The organism is Hymenobacter terrigena (assembly GCF_054776515.1).
Map to the genome: position 1 here is coordinate 1,410,941 of NZ_BAAHBU010000002.1, position 17,876 is coordinate 1,428,816.

Genomic DNA, 17,876 nt, shown 5'->3' on the forward strand with positions numbered 1-17,876 from the left:
GCCTGATAAATCAGGCGGGGCTTTTTGTTGGGCAGAATGCCGAATCTATTAATGGGCGATGGCCTTTTCCTTGTGCTTCGTAATCTGGCGGCGCAGGCTGTCAGTAGCGGCATCGGCAGCGGCTTCAAAAGAAGCAGCATCTTCTTGGCTAAACAGGATGTTGCCGGGGACCAGCAGCTTTATCTCGATGGTTTTGTTCTCGATACCATCTTTGTTGTTGAGGCGCATAATTACTTCGCCTTCGGTGACCTTATCGTAAAAAGTTTCCAGTTTATTCAGGCGTTGCTGAACAAAATCAAGCAGTTTCTTGTCGGCGTCGAAATGCACCGAATGCATCTGTACTTTCATAAGGTGGGTGATTTAGAGGTAAAAGGGTAAACAAAACTCAGGCCCGGGGATGGGCCTGTTCAAATACGGATTTCAGGCGGTCGACGGACAAGTGCGTGTACACCTGCGTAGCCGCCAAACTGGCGTGGCCCAGCAATTCCTTGATGGAATTCAGGTCGGCCCCCTTGCCCAGCAGGTGCGTAGCAAAGGCGTGCCGCAACGCGTGCGGGTGCTGCTGCGCCCCGGAAGTCGTAATCTGGCTCAGGTAGCGCTTCACGGTGCGGTACACGAATTTTTCGTACATCGCGTCGCCTTTGTCGGTGAGCAGCAGCGGGCCACCCACCGCACCAAACTCGTGCGCCCGCCGGGCCTGGTAGCGCTCAATCACGAGCTTCAGCGTGGGGTTCAGGGGCACGAGGCGCTGCTTATTGCCCTTGCCGGTTACGCGCACGGTGCCGGCCCCCAGGCTCACATCGTCGGCGTGAATGCCAATGAGCTCCGAGAGGCGGATGCCGGTGCCGTACAGCATTTCCAGCACTAATTGGTCGCGCTGCCCCGCAAAGTCGTCGCCAAATTCAAACGTGTTCAGCAAGCCGTTCAGGGCCTCTTCGGGCACAAACTCGGGCAGCTTCTTGGCCATTTTGGGGGCCTTGATGCGCAGCATGGGGTTGCTGTCGATAAGGCCGTTGCGGAGCAGAAACTTATAGTACGAGCGCAGGCAGGCCACTTTGCGGTTCACGGTGCGCGGGTCGAGGTTTTCCTGCATCAGTTCCACCACCCAGCCCCGGATGAGCGGATGCGTGGCCTGCGTGGGGTCGGTTAACTCATAAGCCGACTTTAGGTAGGCCGCAAACTGCCCCAAATCGGTCTGATACGAAACAATCGTGTGCGGACTGTAGCGCCGCTCAAAGCGCAAAAAATCGAGAAAAGCATTCATACCAACACCAAAAAAGCCCGGCGGTTGGGCCGGGCATCCAATGTAGCATTTTTTTATTTTCCATCAAGCTTACCGCTCAGGTATGGACGCGAAAAAACCGGCCGGCTTGCCAACAGAGGCAAACCAGCCGGTTTTCAACAAAGCTAAACGGCCGAAAAACTTTCGGGCTATTCGCCGGGCTGGCCGTAAGTGGCAAGCTTGTAAACAGCCTTCTGCTTCATCTTGCGCTCGGTGATGCTGGGCTTCTGGAAGAAAGTGCGACGACGCAGCTCTTTCAGAACGCCGGTGCGCTCGAACTTCTTTTTGAAACGCTTCAGAGCGCGGTCAACCGATTCGTTGTCTTTGATTTGAATGATAATCATATCAGGGAATGAGGGAGATTTTCAGAGGGAGGCGGTGTAAACCGGGCCGCAAAGATAATCACGGATTTATCGGATTCAAATGGATTTCACGGATTTTGTAGTCTATTCATTTCCAACGCCTAGGCGAAAGTGGCCGAACCAGACCCAAAACCCGCCAAATCCGTCAAAATCCATAGTTTACTTGAGCAATGCCCGGGCAATGACCAGCTTTTGGATTTCGCTGGTGCCTTCGCCAATGGTGCACAGCTTGGCGTCGCGGTAGTACTTCTCGGCCGGATAATCTTTGGTGTAGCCGTAGCCGCCGAAGATTTGGACGCCTTCGTTGGCGGTGCGCACGGCCACTTCCGAGGCGTAAAGCTTGGCCATGGCCGATTCCAGGTTCACGTTCAGGCCGCGGTCCTTCATATCGGCAGCGCGGTAGGTGAGCAGGCTGGCGGCCTCCACCTCGGTAGCCATGTCGGCCAGCTTAAAGCTGATGCCCTGGAAGCTGCTGATGGGCTTGTTGAACTGGTGACGCTCCTTGCTATACTTGGTGGCAGCCTCCAAAGCGCCTTGGGCAATGCCCAGGCTGAGGGCTGCGATGCTGATGCGGCCACCGTCGAGCACTTTCAGGCTTTGCACAAAGCCGTCGCCTACTTTGCCGATGACGTTTTCCTTGGGCACTTTGCAGTCGGTAAAAATCAACTCGGTGGTTTCCGAAGCGCGCATGCCCAGCTTGTCCTCCTTGCGGCCGGCCGCGAAGCCCGGCGTACCGCGCTCGATGATGAAAGCTGTCATGCCGTGCGAGTCGCCCACTTCGCCGGTGCGCACAATGACTACGGCCACGTTGCCGGATTTGCCGTGCGTGATGAAGTTTTTCGCGCCGTTGATAATATAGTTCTCGCCGCTCTCATCAAGCACGGCGGTGGTGCGCATGTTGCCGGCGTCGGAGCCGGTGTTGGGCTCGGTGAGGCCCCAGGCGCCAATCCATTCGCCGGAGGCCAGCTTGGGCAGGTATTTCTGCTTCTGCTCCTCGGAGGCATGTTGCAGGATGTGGCCGGTGCAGAGCGAGTTGTGGGCCGCCATGCTCAGGCCGATGCTGCCGTCAATCTTGGCCAGCTCGGCAATGGCGGTTACGTACTCGACGTAGCCAAAACCGGCTCCGCCGTACTCCTGGGGCACCAGCACGCCCATCAGGCCCAGCTCGCCGAGCTTATGAAATACGTCGATGGGAAACTCCTGACTTTCATCCCATTTCATCATCTCGGGTTTGATGTGTTGGGCACCAAAGTCGCGCACCATCTGCGCTATCATGGTTTGGTTTTCGGTGGCTACGGCTTCCATATAAAGGGAACTAAGGGTGGGATTTGGGAGAATGTAAGGTCGTCGTTACCGCAACGGCCGTTTCACCGTTTTCGGTCCACGAAAGTACGATTCAGGCAGTTGGCAACGGGGAGGGCACGGCCCGTCGCAACCACCTGTTGTTGAATGGGCGCGGCAAAAGCGTTACTTTTGAGGCTTTTTGGGGGGAATCTGCCTTTCGAGGCCAAATTTTTTCCTGGTTTTTGTTTGATTCAGCCCTAATTGGCCTTCATGCCGACATTTCCCTTTCGCCGCCTCAAGCCGCTGTGGCTGCTGGCCCTGCCCGCGCTGCTGCTTTTTTCGTCGTGCGTTTCCACTCATTATTATAACCAGCGCACCATGTTCCGGCTCACCGATAGCCAGGGCCGCCAGTTAGATAGCACCAAGCTGCGCCTGGCCGTGAACCGCACGGCCCGCAACTACCTCATCCAGCCCAACGACTACTTGGAGGTGCGCGTGAACACCAACAAGGGCGAACGAATTCTGGACCCCAACGGCGAGCTACAGTTTGGCCAGCCCAGCGGGGCACTGCCTAGCCGTAGCGCAGGCGCCGCCAGTTCCAGCAGCGGGGGCAATGCGCGCGGTATTGTGGGCCAGCGTGCCGTGGGCCAAGCGGCTGGCAGTGCCACGTCGGGCTCTGAGTTTCTGGTTCAGGCCGATGGCACAGTTGTATTACCCTTGGTGAACAGGGTGAAAGTGAGTGGCTTGTCGTTATTGCAAGCTGACAGTGTACTGCAGGTACGCTACAACGAATTTTATAAAGAATCCTTCGTGACCACGCGCGTTACTAACAACCGCGTTTTCATTCTAGGGGCACCGGGCGGCCAAGTAGTTACCCTGGCCAACGATAACATGAACCTGATTGAGGTGCTGGCTTTGGCCGGCGGCCTCGACGGTGGCAGCCAGGGCAGCAGTAGCAACCAAGGCTTCTACCGCTACGGCGGCAAGGCCAGCAATATCCGCATCATCCGGGGCGATTTGAAGAACCCGCGCGTTCAGCAAGTGGACCTGACCACGCTGGAGGGAATGCGCCGAGCCAACCTACAAATGGAGCCAAACGATATTATTTACGTAGAACCGGTGCACCGCCCGGTGCTGGAAACCCTGACCGACGCGGCACCCATTATCAGCTTTGCTTCGCTTATCCTGACTACTACACTTGTTATCATCAACGTTGTAAAATAACGCACCGATTGAGCCCCTTATATCATACCCAGCGCTTGCTGGCAATAGCATCACAATGGCCGTAAACGAAAACTCGGAGCTGGAAGAGCTCATCCGGAATGCCAGCGGCGGAACAGCCGAGCCTTCGGCCGTGCCCACCGCCGCAGGCAATGAGGCTGACGATGATTCTGCCGGCCTGGATTTGGCCACCTTGGTAATGGTAGCCCGCCGCAGCCTGCTGTGGATGCTGCTGCTGATTATTCTGGGCGTCACGGCCTCGTGGCTGTATCTACGCTACACCAAGCCGGTGTATAAGTCGACATCTTTGCTCAAAATTGACGAGCGCAACGAAGGAAGCGCCCTAGGCCTGGCCGGGCAGATGGCTCCGGCCGTGGTGGACAAAGCCCACGGCACCAAACTGGCCGGCGAGGTAGAACTGATTAAGTCCAACATCATCTACCGGCGGCTGAAAGACTCGCTGGACCTCGATGTGAACTATTACGTGCAGGGCACGGTGCTGGAGTCAGAAATGTACGGCACCTCCCCTTTTCGGGTGGTCTACAAAATCACGGATAATGCGCTGTACAACCGCAAGTTTGATTTGAAATTTGTGAACCAGCAGCGTTTTAAGCTCGAATTCACCAATCAGAACCGGCCGCAGGGGGGCGAATACGCGCTGGGCCAAACCATCACGCTGCCTGGTATTACACTACAAATCCTGCCGACCCCGAAGCTGAATAAGGAAGCCCTGGATGGCAGCTATCACTTCACGGTGCAGGACGACAACACCGTGAGTGCCTACCTGGATAAAAACCTGACCGTCGAGATTGTGAACCCGGACGCCAACACGATTGGCATCTCGTTCAACGATTTCAATGCGGTGAAGGCGCAGGACATCGTCAATAAGATTGATTCGGTGTACTTGGACGAGAAAATTGCCAGCAAGCAAGAAGCTACTCAGAAGCAGTTGCGCTTTCTGGATAAGATTTCGGAGGAAAACCGCAAAAGCCTGCAGGAAGCCGAAGACAACCTGCAAAATTTTGTGCAGCGCTCGGGCACCTACGATGTGAAGGCCGAGGTGGGGACGATTAGCGAAAAGCTGGAAAAGCTGGAAGAGGACCGGGTAAAGCTTTCAGAAACCCTGACGATGTTGGGCCAGGTAGCGCAAATGGCGCAGCAGGGCAGCCTCACGCGCGACGAAAACCAAACCGTGCAGCAGAGCATTCCCGCACTGGCCGAGCTTAAAGACCCGCAACTAGCAGACCAGCTGGCCGAGCTCAACAGCCTGCAGTGGAACCTACGACGGCTGTCGCGCTCCTACACCGATAAGACGGAAGTGATTCAGGCCGAGCAGGCCAAAATCAACTTTGCCCGCAACAACATTCAACGCCTGCTGCTGCAAAACCAAAAGCTGCTGCGCCGCAGCATGGACGAACTCAACGCCCAGCGCGCCAAACTCACTGGCGAGCTGCAAAGTCTGCCCGAGAAGGGCACCGAGCTGGCCCGCCTGCAACGTCCGCTGGAATTGTACGAAAAGTCCTTCCTGATGCTGCTGGACAAGAAAATGGAGTTCAACATCGAGAAGGCCGGTACCACAGCCGACTTCCAGATTCTGTCGCCGGCCTCGCCGCCCGCGCTGCCCATCTTTCCCAACAAGCTCATCGTATACGCCGTAGGGCTAGCCGGCGGCCTACTGCTGGGCCTGGGCCTGATTGCGGTGCGCTACTTCATGCACAACACGGTGACCAACGTGCGGGAGCTGGAGCGCAATACTAAAGCGTCGGTGCTGGGCATCATCCCAACCTATGACAAGGAAAAGATGGAAGTGTCGCGCCTGGTGGTGGACAAGAATCCTAAATCGGCCATTTCCGAGTCCATCCGCTCCATCCGAACCAACCTGGATTTCATCAGCTCGGCCAAAAAGAAGCGGCTGATTTCGGTGACGTCCACCATCTCCGGCGAAGGCAAAACCTTTGTGACCGTTAATCTCGGCGGCATTATTGCCCTTTCCGGGCAGAAGGTTGTCATCCTGGATTTGGACATGCGTAAGCCCAAAGTCAACCTGGCATTTGGGGCCGAAAACACACGCGGGGTGAGTACCATCCTCATCGACCGGCATAATGTGCAGGAATGCATTCAGCCCACGAGCATTGATTCGCTGCAATTCATCTCGGCCGGCCCTACACCGCCTAATCCGTCGGAACTGATTCTGAGCGACCGGTTCGATACCATGATTCAGGAATTGTTTCAGCTTTATGATGTCATTCTGATTGACACGCCCCCCGTGGGCTTGGTCACGGATGGTATCCTTATCATGCGCAAGGCCGATATCCCGCTCTACATCGTGCGGGCCGGCTACTCGCGCAAAGCCTTCATTAAGAATATGAACCGGCTGATTCGCAGCAATAATTTCACGCGCATGTGTACCATTCTCAACGATGCCCAGTCGGGTGGTGGCTATGGCTACGGTTACGGGTATGGCTACGGCTACGGCTACGGCTACGGTGCGTATGGACAGGGCTACTACGAAGAGCCTGCGACCAAACAACTTACCTTCGGCGAGAAGCTGAAGAAGTTCTTTACCTAACGCGCACAGGATAAATGGCTTCGCTCTGGCAACGACTATTTGGCGGGGCGACTTCCGCTCCGGTGGCCACGGCTTCGCTGGCGGCCCTAGAGGCCGATATGCACTCGCATCTGCTGCCCGGCCTCGATGATGGGGCCGAAACCGTGGAGCACTCACTGGACCTGCTCCGGGCCTTGCGCGGCCTCGGCTACCGCAAGCTGGTGATGACGCCCCACATCATGGGCGACTTCTATAAGAATACTCCGGAAGGGATAAGGGCCGCCCTTAAGTTGCTACGCGAGGCCGCTGCCGCAACGGGCCTGCACGACGTAGCCCTTGAATGCGCCGCCGAATATTACCTCGACGAGTTTCTGGGCCGAAAGCTGGCCGATGGCACCGAGATGCTCACCTTCGGCGGCGACAAGCGCTATCTGCTGTTTGAAACCTCTTACATGAACGAGCCACTGAATCTGTTCGAAATCATTTTTGAGATGAAGTCCCAAGGTTACCAGCCGGTGCTGGCCCATCCGGAGCGCTACACTTACCTCTACGGCCGCTTTGCTGAGATTGAGAAGATGCGCCGCGACTACGGCGTGCTGCTCCAGGTGAACCTGAATTCGCTGGCTGGCTATTACTCGCCGGCCGCCAAAAAGGTGGCGGAACAGCTGATTGACGGCGAGTTGGTTGATTTTGTGGGCACCGATGCCCACCATCTGCGCCACACCGATACCCTGGCCCAGCGCACGCTCACCCAGCCCTATATGGAAAAGCTGCTCCGGCTGCCTTTGCTGAACAATACGCTTTAAACAACTGGTCCGTTAGTTGTAATTAGCAGGCCATTACGGCCGGCTGATGCCCACCATTGGTTTCTAAGCGTTAATTCCTGATTTCATGATATTTGTTACCGGCGGCACCGGCCTTATCGGCTCTTTTCTGTTGCGGGCACTGCGGGAGCGGGGACTAGCTGTGCGGGCGCTGCACCGCGGCGCGGTGCCCGCCGACGCGGCCCCCGGCGTGGAATGGCTGGCCGGCGACCTGCTCGACACCGAACAGCTGCGGGTGGCTCTCACGCCCGATGTCACGCACGTTTTCCACTGCGCCGGGCTGGTTTCCTACGCGCCGCAGGACGAGGACCTGCTGCTGAGCGTGAATGTGCAGGGTACCGCCGCCGTGGTGGATGCTTGCCTGGAGCGGTCGGGCATCCGGCTGGTGCACGTCTCGTCGGTGGCCGCGCTGGGCGGGCCGGCAGCCGGCGCTACGGCCGCCCCCGGCGAGGTGCTTACCGTGACCGAAAAGGCATCCTGGGACCTGGGCGCGGCGCATTCGGCCTACGCCACCTCCAAGTATCTGGGCGAGCTGGAAGTATGGCGCGGAGTGGCCGAAGGCCTGTCGGCCGTCATTGTGAACCCTTCGGTGGTGCTCGGGCCGGGCGACTGGCGCCGCAGCAGCACCCGCCTACTGCGCTACGCCCACCAGCAGCACCGCTTCTACACCCGCGGCCTCATCAACTTCGTGGATGTGCGCGATGTGGTGGCCCAGCTGCTGGCCCTGGCCTTCGACCAGCCCGAGGCGAACGGCCAACGCTACATTCTGAGCGCCGAGGCCGTGCCACTAGCCGACTTTTTCCGGCAAGCGGCAGCGGCCATGCAGCGCCGCCCCCCCACCGTGGCCGTGCCCGACTGGGCCGCCGAAATTATCTGGCGGCTGGAACACGCCCGTGCGGTGCTTACAGGTGCCCGGCCGCTCATCACCAAAGACACCGCGCGTGCCGGGCGCCAGCCGGTGGTATACAGCCACGCCAAAGTGCAAAGCGCTACAGGCCTATCATTCCGGCCATTAGCCGAGACGTTAGCGTGGTGCGCCGCTGAATTAGAGACAAAACCCAAGCGCCTCGAACCGGTTATCGTATCTTAGCAACAACCAGATTGCACGGTTTTGGCCAATATTTGTTATCATTGATAGAGTACTGAGACAGTGGAGTGGAATGGTTCTGGCAAGTGGTGGCATAAACGCCCCTGGTCGCTGGATTCGCTAATTCACAAAACCAGATTAATCCACTTAACTGCGATTTTATGCGCATGAACGAAAATTTTGATAATCACCGGACCGTGCTGGATACCGTGCGTCGCTTCGAGCGCATGGTGGCCCAGCAGGAGTCTGTTTTCTTCGACCTGGAAGATTTCGAGAACATCATCGACCATTATGTGACGAGTGCAGAGTTTGACAAGGCCCTCCAGGCCTGTGAAGCGGCCCTCGGCCAATACCCTTTTTCGACTGAGCTGCTGATTGACCGCGCGCAGGTGACGGCCATGCGTGGCGACTACAGCGAAGCCGAGCGTCAGATTGACGCCGTGGCGGCCCTCGACCCCACCAATGCCGACGTGGCCGTGACGCGGGGCATTATCAGCACGCAGCGGGGCGAATTTGCGCAGGCCGTGGAATTTTTCCGCACCGGCCTGGAGCAGGAGCCCGAGCGTGAGGACATTCATTTTAATCTCGGCTTGGCTTTTCAGAGCTGGCAAAAATTTAAGAGCGCGGCCAAGCACTACAAGCAGAGCCTGCGCCTTAACCCCGACAACGAAACCGGCGTGCAGGAACTCCTGCACTGCCTCGACATCACGGCGCGGCTGGAGGAGCACGAAGATTTCTTCAAGCGCTTCACCGACGACGACCCCTACTCGGCCACGGCCTGGTACAACCTGGGCCAGTATTGGTACCGCCGCGAGGATTTTGCAAAGGCTGCCGAGGCGTTTGATTTCGCCGTGACCATCCGCGCCGATTTCTACGATGCCCACCATTGGCTGGCCGATACCTTCGTGTGCCAGCAGGAGTATCTGAAAGCCATTCCGGAGTTCGAAATGGCCTACCCGCCCGGCGAGCCCACCGATGAGGCCTTGTGCAACATTGGCGAGTGCTACGAGAAGCTGCGCGAGTGGGAGCCCGCCCGCAAATATTACCGCCAGGCGCTGGAGCTGAACCCCGAAATGGACGAGGCCTGGTTTGGCCAGGGCGTGCTGCTGCAGGAGCAAGGGCGCTGGTTTGAGGCCATTCACTACTTCCGCAAGGCCACTGAGCTGTATGCCGAAAGTGGCGAATACTGGTCGGCGCTGGGCGCGGCCGAAAACCAGGTGGGCAACGTGGTGAGTGCGCTCGAATCGTACGAGAAAGCCACCGAGGTAGCCCCCAACGACGTGCAGGGCTGGGTGAGCTGGAGCGCCATTCTCTACGAGCAGGGCCATTTTAGCGAAGCTGTTGATTTGGTGCGCCATGCCGTGGAGCTGCACCCGCACGAGGCCCATTTTCACTACATGTTGTGCGCTTATCTACTGGCCGATGGCCGGATGCGCGAGGCTTACGCAACCCTCGAAACGGCCCTTACGCTCAACTATGAGCAGCATGTTGTTTTGTTCGACTACTTCCCCCAACTGCGTGAGCAACCGGGTTTGAAACGGCTTATTGAGCAGTTTCGGAAATAACTTTTTGGCTTAATGCTACTTTTGTAACCGCCCGTCAGCCGACGGGCGGTTTTTCTTTGCCCGTGCCACCCCTTTTTCAGAGCGGGCAAGTCTTCCCCAAATTCTCATATTCCACTTTTTATTAATGAATTACGACCTCTCCCAACTGCCAGAGCGTACTCCCAAGCCCCGCGAGCAGGGCTACACTATGGTAATGGACAAAGGCATGAGCCTGCGCGAAGTAGAAGACTTTCTGGAAGTAGGCGAGTCCTATACCGACGTGGTGAAGCTGGGCTGGGCCACTTCTTACGTCGTGCCCAACCTGAAACGCAAGCTCGAAATCTACCGCGAAGCCAATATTCCGGTGTATTTCGGCGGCACACTGTTCGAGGCCTTCATCATTCGTAACCAATTCGACGATTACCGCCGCCTGCTGGACACTTACGGCATGGAATATGCCGAGGTATCGGACGGAAGCATTGACCTCGACCACGAGCGCAAATGCGAGTACATCCGCGAGCTGAGCAAGGCCGTGCGCGTGCTGAGCGAAGTGGGCTCGAAGGATGCCGAAAAAATTATCCCCCCCTACAAGTGGATTTCGCAGATGCAGACCGAGCTTGAGGCTGGGGCCGTCAAGGTAATTGGTGAGGCCCGCGAGGGTGGCAACGTGGGCCTGTTCCGTAGCACCGGCGAGGTACGCTCGGGCCTGGTAGAAGAGATTCTCACCAAAATTCCTTCGGATAAAATTCTGTGGGAAGCCCCGCAGAAAGCTCAGCAGGTGTGGTTCATCAAACTGCTGGGTGCTAATGTGAACCTCGGCAACATTGCTCCGAACGAAGTAGTAAGCCTTGAAACCATTCGCTTGGGCCTGCGCGGCGACACGTTCTCGCACTTCCTCGACATGGATGCCGTCGACCCCATGTTTCAGCCGGCAGCCAAGACCGGCAAGCCCGGCACTTCCATGCCTCGCGGCTAAGCAGGAGTACTGCCAGCCGATTACAGATGGAAAAAAGCCCGTCATGCTATGCATGGCGGGCTTTTTCATGGATTGTTGCTTGCTGTAACGCCAGCAAAAAAGCCGGCCTCCTTGCGGAGACCGGCTTTTTTGTTGGTCAGAGCCGTGGTTAGCTTATTGCTTCACCACTTTCAGGTTCTTCACTTCGCCGTTGGGCAAGGTAATTTTCACCAGATACACACCAGCTTTCAGGTCGCCCATGCCGGCTACCGAAGTATCGGTGAGGTTGCCGGTCAGGACTACGTTCTGCTGCTGCAGGGTGCGGCCCGTCATGTCGGTCACCAGCAGCTTGGCCGTGCCCGTAGCCGTCGACTGCAGAGCTACGTGAAGTTCGTTGCCAGCATTGAGGGGGTTGGGGTAGGCCACGAAGCTGGACGAAGGAGCCTTGCCATCGAAGCTAACCACCGTGGGGGCGAAGAAGGCATCTTTGCCGTCCAGGTCCATCTGGTGCAGGCGGTAGTAGCGCTTGCCCGACTTGTTGGCTTCTTTGTCTACGTAGCTGTAGTTGGTCACCTGCGTGGTGTTAGGCGAAGCGCTCGGAATCGAGGCCAGCGTGCGGTACTCGGTGCCGTTGGTCGAAACCTGCACTTCGTAGCCTTTGCTGTTTTCTTCCGTAGCCGTCTGCCAGGTCACCAGAGCGTCGCTGCCGATGCGCTTGGCATCGAACGCCATCAGGCGAACGGGCAGGGGCGTTTCGGTGCTGCCCAACGTGAAGGTGGCGAATTGGGTAACGCCGGTTTTGGTCACGTTGTTGTTCGTTTGGTCAACCGGGCCGTCGCGGCCAATCAGGCTGAAGGCACCACCACCGTTACTGGAAAGGAAGATAGTCAACTGGTCTTCCGGAATGCTGCTGTTGCCGGGAGTGCGGATATCAGCACCGTTGAGGTTGCGGGTTTCCGAATCGCGGTAGTGGAAAATCATCGTAGCAGTCAGGCCGCCATTGTTAGTAGCTTGGTCGGAAGGACGGACACCGAAGATGCGGCGGATGCCGAAGCGGCCGCTTACTGGCGCATATGCTTCTACCGTGTTGCGGGTTACGTCTACGTTGCCGGGGCTGTTCGTGCCGTTGAAGGTCAGGGTCATACCCATGTTGCCATACGTACGCGTTTCGCCTACCAATACACCTTGACGGGTGGTGCGAACGAAGCCACGCAGGTAAGAGTCATCCGTTTCGCCGTTGAGTTGTGCACCGTTGTTACCATTGGTGAGTGCCCGGTCAGCAAGTACAATCACCGACAGCAGCGGCTGAAGAATATCAGTAGTTAGAACGCCAGCATTGGCATTGAGCGCAGTATAGGGGTTTGGGATGATTGTGTTAACAGCATTAACACTAGGAGTCAGGAAGTTAATAGCTTCCGAAACGTTCATAATACCAACCACATCCTTTCTGCCGCCACCCGAGATATCAACCCGGACAAATGAGCCGCCCGAGATGGTCTGGGTCGCACTACCCGCGAACTCCATGATGGTATTCTCACGCTGGATGAAGCTGTCGTAGCTGTTATCGAAGTTGCCGTACACTTTCAACTGCCCCCGTACGAGGCGGGTGATGGAACGCGAACCCTGTGAAGTACCACCCATAATCAGGTTGAGGGTTTTGGCCGGGCCGGAACCGATGTTGCTGTAGGTAGGCGTAGCAACGTCAGAGTTGATGTTGGGATAGGGAACGCCGCTACCGGCACCCAGGTCACGAATCAGGGCATTCTTGGTTTCGTCCGGAACGCCATTGCTCCAGTTGCGGGCATCGAACCAGTTGTCATTGATAGAACCCGTCCAGATGGTTTGGGCGACTGGCGTACCGACAACCGTGAAGTTGGCCGAATAGTAGTTTGCAGGAGCACCGTTCGGGTCGGTGATGGTGAAGTTCATGTTCGTGATGGAGTTCGTACCGCTGGCCTGGTAGTACACGTCAACCAGATAGTTACCGGCAGCCGTAACGGCCGGAGTAGCAATCAAGTTGGGCTGGGGGTTAATCCCGTTAACACCGGGGTCGAGGATGAACGTACGCGTCCCGTTGACGGTGTTGCCCGACTGGGTAAGGTTAATGGGCTGGAAAGCGCCACCGGACGTACCACTCAGGCGGGTACGGTAATAGAGCACTACGTTGGTAATGGTATTGGCACCGGCTTCGGTGGTAGTTACCGTCGTAGAGTTCAGGCGCAACTGGCCGGTGTTCACGTCGTAGGTAGTGCCGTTGTTAGCAGAAGCACTCAGGTCAGCACCTTGGAAAGGACGCGGCGTGTTCGGGTTGATGTTGTATATAACCGTGCCGCTGTTGTTCGGAGCAATGCCGATGGTGTTAGCCTGAATAGTTGGAGCAGGCGTCTTGGTACCGGCTACGTCGAAAGTAGCAGCGTAGGAGTTGTTGTCATTGGCGCGTTGCGGCAGGCCCGCCCCGTTTACCTGGTATGTGGCGTGGAACGATACCTGAATGGTATAACCATTACCAGCATTAGAAATAAGGCTAATCAGGTTAGTGTTACCGCTACCGAGCGAAAAAGTACGCACCCCATTGTTGGCGCTTGTCTGCGTCAGTTGCAGCGTACCAGTGCTTACTTGGTTGAAGCTAGGGTCATAAAGGGTATAATCCAAGTTGGCACCGTTCACCTGATAGGTACCGGTTTCAGTAGTAGTTACCGTGCCGCCTTGCAGGATGAGCTGGCCAGCGTTGATATCGAAAGCCGGAGTCGTAGTCGAGCCGGGCTTTTGGTCAATCAGTTTCGTGTTGAAGCCAGTACCAACGTAGTTAACGGAGCCGTTGCCTTGGTCCACGGTAACCGATTCGCCAGAGAAGGTGACCGAGCTAGGGGCAGGAAGAGTACCAGTTACTTTGAATGTTGCTATGTAACCGCTATTGCCTGCGTTACGTGCATCAGTAATGGTACCATCGCTTGCAGGGTCAGCAGAACCATCAGCGACCAGCGTAGCAGTAAAGTTAGCGTCGAATTTGAGCTTTATGTTATACGTTGTGCCAGGCGAAGCACCGCCACCACCAGCAGTAACGGCTGCATCGCGAATCAGATTAATCTGAGCTGTACTCAGGCTAAAAGTGCTGTTGCCACTTGCATCAGGCCCGCTGGTACGAGGGAGGTTGATAGTATTTTGATATGTGCTAGGAGCAGTAGCTGTGCTTTTATACACTGAGTACGATAAAACAACGCTGTTAAAAGCATAATTATCAGTACCATCTGTACCATCAGTTGTCGTAACTATACCGCCATTGAGCAATAGCTGACCCGTGTTAATATCGAAAGTACCTAACGCAGCACCTTGAAACAGAGGTGCTCCTCCACCTTTAGCACCGTAAGCAGTGTTGGTACCAGTTGCGTTAGGGTCAACAAATACCTTGGAAGTGTTAATAGTTTGCGCCGAAGCCGTCAGCGAGGCGCCCAAGCCCAAGAAAATGGCGAAGAGCGGGAGGAGGGAGCTTAGAAAGCGCCGCTGTCGCGACAGCTTCTGAGTAAAGGTTAGAGTTTGCATGTAATTGAGGGTTGAATGTAAGAGAGAACGAAACGCTTGGAATGCGGATTACACGACGAGGCGCATATACGCAGAGGTTAAAAAAAAGGGTGAGCTAGTCTAGGAAAATTTAAACGAATGCCGAATCTATCCAAATAAACTGTTTACGAGATAATCAAGCGAGCATAGACGAATGATATTTATTAATGGCTGAATACACAAAACCACTCGGTTAATGAACCACGCTGTAAGGTACGGTCGCCAAAGCCTTTTTCTCGGCGGGTAGTTCCACGCCCAGCAAATCATGTACACTTACCCGGATTTTATTGGAGAGTTGGGTGATAGGCAAATCATTGCTATCGTACCCAAACGGGTTTTCAATTTCGTTGCCAATCATCTCCAGCCCGAGCATGGCGTAGGCCCCAATCATGGTGACGGGCACCATCCACCAGCCGCAGGAATCGACCAATACCAAGGGCATTACCATGATGAACACGGTGATGTAGCACTTGATGAAAAAGCTGTAGGAATACGGGATGGGCGTAGATTTGATGCGCTCGCATGTGCCGTTCACGGTCATCATGCCCAGGTAGTGCTGCTTGATGTTGATGAGGTGGATGGGGTCGAAAATCTGGACCTGGCGCAGTTGCTCCACGCTTTCCATGAGCACGGCGATGATGGTGGAGCACACGCTCTCGGCTTTTTGGAGGCGCTCGATGATGTCGGGCGTGGCCTCCATTTTATCGAAGCGGACTTTGTTGCGCAGGCTGCCTTCGAGGGCAATGGGGAAGTTGGAGATGAGGGCGGCGAAGTAGCGGCGGCTGGATTTGGCCTCGCGGGGCAGCAGGGCGTTCATTTCCATGGCCAGGCCCCGGCAGTGCGACACGAGCTGGCCCCACACGCGCCGGCCTTCGTAGTAACGGTCGTAGGCAGTGTTGGTGCGAAACACCAGCAGCAAGCTGAGCAGGATGCCCAGAATGGAGAGGTATTCGCGCCCGATGCGAACGTTGAGGGTATGAAAATCGAGGCTGATGACGGCGATGGCCGAACCGTACAGCCCGACCAGGGCCACACGCTTCAGCAACAGGCGGATGACCGCCGAGGTGTGAAAGTGCCACAAGGCCCGCCACCAATCTCCGCCCTGATAAACAATCATTGAATTAGTATTTTTTGTCCTGCAACGGTAAATGATTTGCCGGGGTTGAGCCTATTTAAGCGCTCAGTGGAATAATGAAACTGGACAGTGACCGAATCCATATTCGCGTTGCAACGGCCCCTATCATAGGTCATGCCACATTTTGCCGCGTAGCGCTTAACTGAACAGCACGTCTATGCCGCACAATGCTCGGCAAGAGGTCTATTACCCAGAATATAGGATTTTTACATTATTCGAAAGAATACCCAATAAATACTAAGCCGAGTGCCAGCTTAGCCAATCGGGCCGCAAAGGTAAGAGTCATAGGTTCGGGACGCTAACTGCGGGGAATAATAAACCGGCTGTGCCAACAACTGATGCCCGATGGTAGGGCGGTTTCGGCGGCAACCGGTTTTCTTTGTGGCTCACTTCACGCCCGGCATGGAAATTATCAAACACTTTTTCGACCTTCTGCTTCACCTCGACAAGACTCTAGTAGAGGTGGTGCACAACTACGGTACCTGGACCTACCTGGTGCTTTTCCTCATCGTTTTCACCGAAACGGGCATTATCGTGTTCCCTTTCCTGCCCGGCGACTCGCTGCTATTTGCGGCCGGCGCGCTGGCCGCCCGCCCCGAAACCGGTCTGAGTGTATGGGTGCTCATTCCGCTGCTGATTGCGGCTGCCTTCATCGGCGACAACGTGAACTACGCCGTGGGCGACTACTTGGGGCCACGCGTGTTCCGCGAGGATTTCAAATTCCTGAACCGCAAGTACCTCGACCAGACGCAAGCCTTCTATGCCAAACACGGTGGCAAAACCATCATCATGGCGCGCTTCGTGCCCATCGTACGCACGTTTGCGCCCTTTGTGGCGGGTATTGGGACGATGACTTACCGCTACTTCGCGTCGTACAGCATCATGGGTGCGGTGCTGTGGGTGGTGCTGCTCACGCTGGCGGGCTTCCTGTTTGGCAACATTGAGGTGGTGAAGAAGAACTTCGAGCTGGTGATTCTGGGCATTATTGCGTTGTCGGTGCTACCGCCGCTGTGGTCGTTTGTGAAAGGCAAGATGGCTGGCCCGGCCGACGCCTCGGCCCTGTAGCCGGTGGGTTGTCCAGCTCGGGAACGCCCCTCGCCAATCGTAAGCCGTCCCGGATTTTCATATCCGGGACGGCTTTTTTGCGCTACTTTGGGTTGTTTTTCGGTTTTAATTTCAATTCCATGCGTCAGTTCGGGCTCATTGGCCGTACCCTCAAGCACTCGTTCTCGCAGACGTACTTCAGCCAGAAGTTTTACTCGCAGAACCTGGCCGACCACGCGTATGAGTTGTTTGAGCTAGCTACTATCGACGAGCTTCCGGCCCTGCTGGCGGCGAATCCTGACCTGGCGGGCCTGAACGTGACCATCCCGTACAAGGAAAGCGTGGTGCCGTACCTTGATGAGCTGGCCAGCTCGGCCCGCCGCGTGGGGGCCGTGAATGTGATTGAGTGGCTGCCGGATGGCCGCCTGCGCGGCCACAACACCGATGTAGTGGGCTTTCGGGAGTCGCTACGCCAGTTTTTTCCGGCCCCGCCCGAAGCGCGGGCGCTGGTGCTGGGCGCGGGCGGGGCCGCCAAAGCCGTGGGCGTGGCGCTGAACGATTTGGGCATTGCCTACTGGTCGGTGACGCGCGACCCGCTGGGCCACGGCCTGACTTATGATGACCTGACGCCACAGGTGCTGGCCGCGCATCAGCTCATCATCAACACCACACCGTTGGGCACCTTCCCGCTGGTAGAGGAGTGCCCGCGCCTGCCCTACGAGGCGCTGACGGCGCAGCACTACCTGTATGACCTGGTATATAACCCGGCCGAAACGCTGTTTATGGCCAAAGGCCGGGCGGCCGGCGCGCAGGTAAAAAACGGCTTTGAAATGCTGTGCCTGCAGGCCGAAGCCGCCTGGGACATTTGGAACAAGGGAGCAACTGCTTGATAACTGAAAGTCGTTTGCAACCTTTTCCGGTGGGCGCGCATCTCCCATAAGCCGGCCTACCACATGCTGGTTACCTTCTGGTTGACACACCTTTCTATGCAAGTAAAAATGGACTCCTCTACCCTTCTTACCCTGGCCGGCA

General features: G+C 56.5%; 14 protein-coding genes. 8 read left to right on the top strand and 6 right to left on the bottom strand.

Features of this window, described 5'->3' with window-relative positions; all coding sequences use genetic code 11:
• Positions 1 to 48: 48 nt before the first annotated feature.
• From hpf to ACYU7Q_RS12835, 4 genes are all read right to left on the bottom strand, one after another.
• Positions 49 to 348, bottom strand: a complete 300-nt coding sequence (gene hpf / locus ACYU7Q_RS12820; RefSeq protein ID WP_460609822.1) for an HPF/RaiA family ribosome-associated protein — start codon at positions 346 to 348, stop codon at positions 49 to 51.
• A 37-nt stretch (positions 349 to 385) separates the two neighbouring features.
• Positions 386 to 1,264, bottom strand: coding sequence for a site-specific integrase (locus ACYU7Q_RS12825; RefSeq protein ID WP_460609823.1), 879 nt, complete (start codon positions 1,262 to 1,264; stop codon positions 386 to 388).
• 167 nt (positions 1,265 to 1,431) lie between these two features.
• The gene (gene rpsU, locus ACYU7Q_RS12830; RefSeq protein WP_168672574.1) at positions 1,432 to 1,626 is read right to left on the bottom strand and encodes a 30S ribosomal protein S21; all 195 of its coding nucleotides are present in this window, start codon (positions 1,624 to 1,626) and stop codon (positions 1,432 to 1,434) included.
• Between the two features lie 177 nt (positions 1,627 to 1,803).
• Positions 1,804 to 2,949: an acyl-CoA dehydrogenase family protein gene (locus tag ACYU7Q_RS12835; RefSeq protein WP_460609824.1), complete on the bottom strand. Its 1,146-nt coding sequence runs from the start codon at positions 2,947 to 2,949 to the stop codon at positions 1,804 to 1,806.
• 249 nt (positions 2,950 to 3,198) lie between these two features.
• On the opposite strand from ACYU7Q_RS12835, the gene ACYU7Q_RS12840 reads away from it, so the two are divergent.
• The 6 genes from ACYU7Q_RS12840 to ACYU7Q_RS12865 all read left to right on the top strand — a co-directional run bounded on the left by ACYU7Q_RS12840 (position 3,199) and on the right by ACYU7Q_RS12865 (position 11,128).
• Entirely contained in the window at positions 3,199 to 4,152 is a 954-nt protein-coding gene (locus tag ACYU7Q_RS12840; RefSeq protein ID WP_460609825.1) for a polysaccharide biosynthesis/export family protein, read from the top strand.
• A 55-nt stretch (positions 4,153 to 4,207) separates the two neighbouring features.
• On the top strand, positions 4,208 to 6,718 hold the full coding sequence (locus tag ACYU7Q_RS12845; RefSeq protein ID WP_460609826.1) for a P-loop NTPase family protein: 2,511 nt from the start codon (positions 4,208 to 4,210) through the stop codon (positions 6,716 to 6,718).
• A gap of 14 nt (positions 6,719 to 6,732) precedes the next feature.
• On the top strand, positions 6,733 to 7,503 hold the full coding sequence (locus ACYU7Q_RS12850; protein ID WP_460609827.1) for a tyrosine-protein phosphatase: 771 nt from the start codon (positions 6,733 to 6,735) through the stop codon (positions 7,501 to 7,503).
• 85 nt (positions 7,504 to 7,588) lie between these two features.
• Entirely contained in the window at positions 7,589 to 8,611 is a 1,023-nt protein-coding gene (locus ACYU7Q_RS12855; RefSeq protein WP_460609828.1) for a Rossmann-fold NAD(P)-binding domain-containing protein, read from the top strand.
• A gap of 158 nt (positions 8,612 to 8,769) precedes the next feature.
• Entirely contained in the window at positions 8,770 to 10,173 is a 1,404-nt protein-coding gene (locus tag ACYU7Q_RS12860; RefSeq protein ID WP_460609829.1) for a tetratricopeptide repeat protein, read from the top strand.
• Between the two features lie 124 nt (positions 10,174 to 10,297).
• Positions 10,298 to 11,128: a phosphosulfolactate synthase gene (locus ACYU7Q_RS12865; protein WP_460609830.1), complete on the top strand. Its 831-nt coding sequence runs from the start codon at positions 10,298 to 10,300 to the stop codon at positions 11,126 to 11,128.
• A 153-nt stretch (positions 11,129 to 11,281) separates the two neighbouring features.
• Here ACYU7Q_RS12865 and ACYU7Q_RS12870 read toward each other — a convergent pair whose 3' ends face one another.
• Together ACYU7Q_RS12870 and ACYU7Q_RS12875 are read right to left on the bottom strand one after the other, a co-directional pair.
• Entirely contained in the window at positions 11,282 to 13,939 is a 2,658-nt protein-coding gene (locus ACYU7Q_RS12870) for a T9SS type A sorting domain-containing protein (RefSeq protein WP_460609831.1), read from the bottom strand.
• A gap of 919 nt (positions 13,940 to 14,858) precedes the next feature.
• Positions 14,859 to 15,782, bottom strand: a complete 924-nt coding sequence (locus ACYU7Q_RS12875) for a bestrophin family protein (RefSeq protein WP_460609832.1) — start codon at positions 15,780 to 15,782, stop codon at positions 14,859 to 14,861.
• A gap of 420 nt (positions 15,783 to 16,202) precedes the next feature.
• On the opposite strand from ACYU7Q_RS12875, the gene ACYU7Q_RS12880 reads away from it, so the two are divergent.
• Together ACYU7Q_RS12880 and ACYU7Q_RS12885 are read left to right on the top strand one after the other, a co-directional pair.
• The gene (locus tag ACYU7Q_RS12880) at positions 16,203 to 16,865 is read left to right on the top strand and encodes a DedA family protein (protein WP_460609833.1); all 663 of its coding nucleotides are present in this window, start codon (positions 16,203 to 16,205) and stop codon (positions 16,863 to 16,865) included.
• 119 nt (positions 16,866 to 16,984) lie between these two features.
• On the top strand, positions 16,985 to 17,734 hold the full coding sequence (locus ACYU7Q_RS12885) for a shikimate dehydrogenase family protein (RefSeq protein WP_460609834.1): 750 nt from the start codon (positions 16,985 to 16,987) through the stop codon (positions 17,732 to 17,734).
• Positions 17,735 to 17,876: the final 142 nt, after the last annotated feature.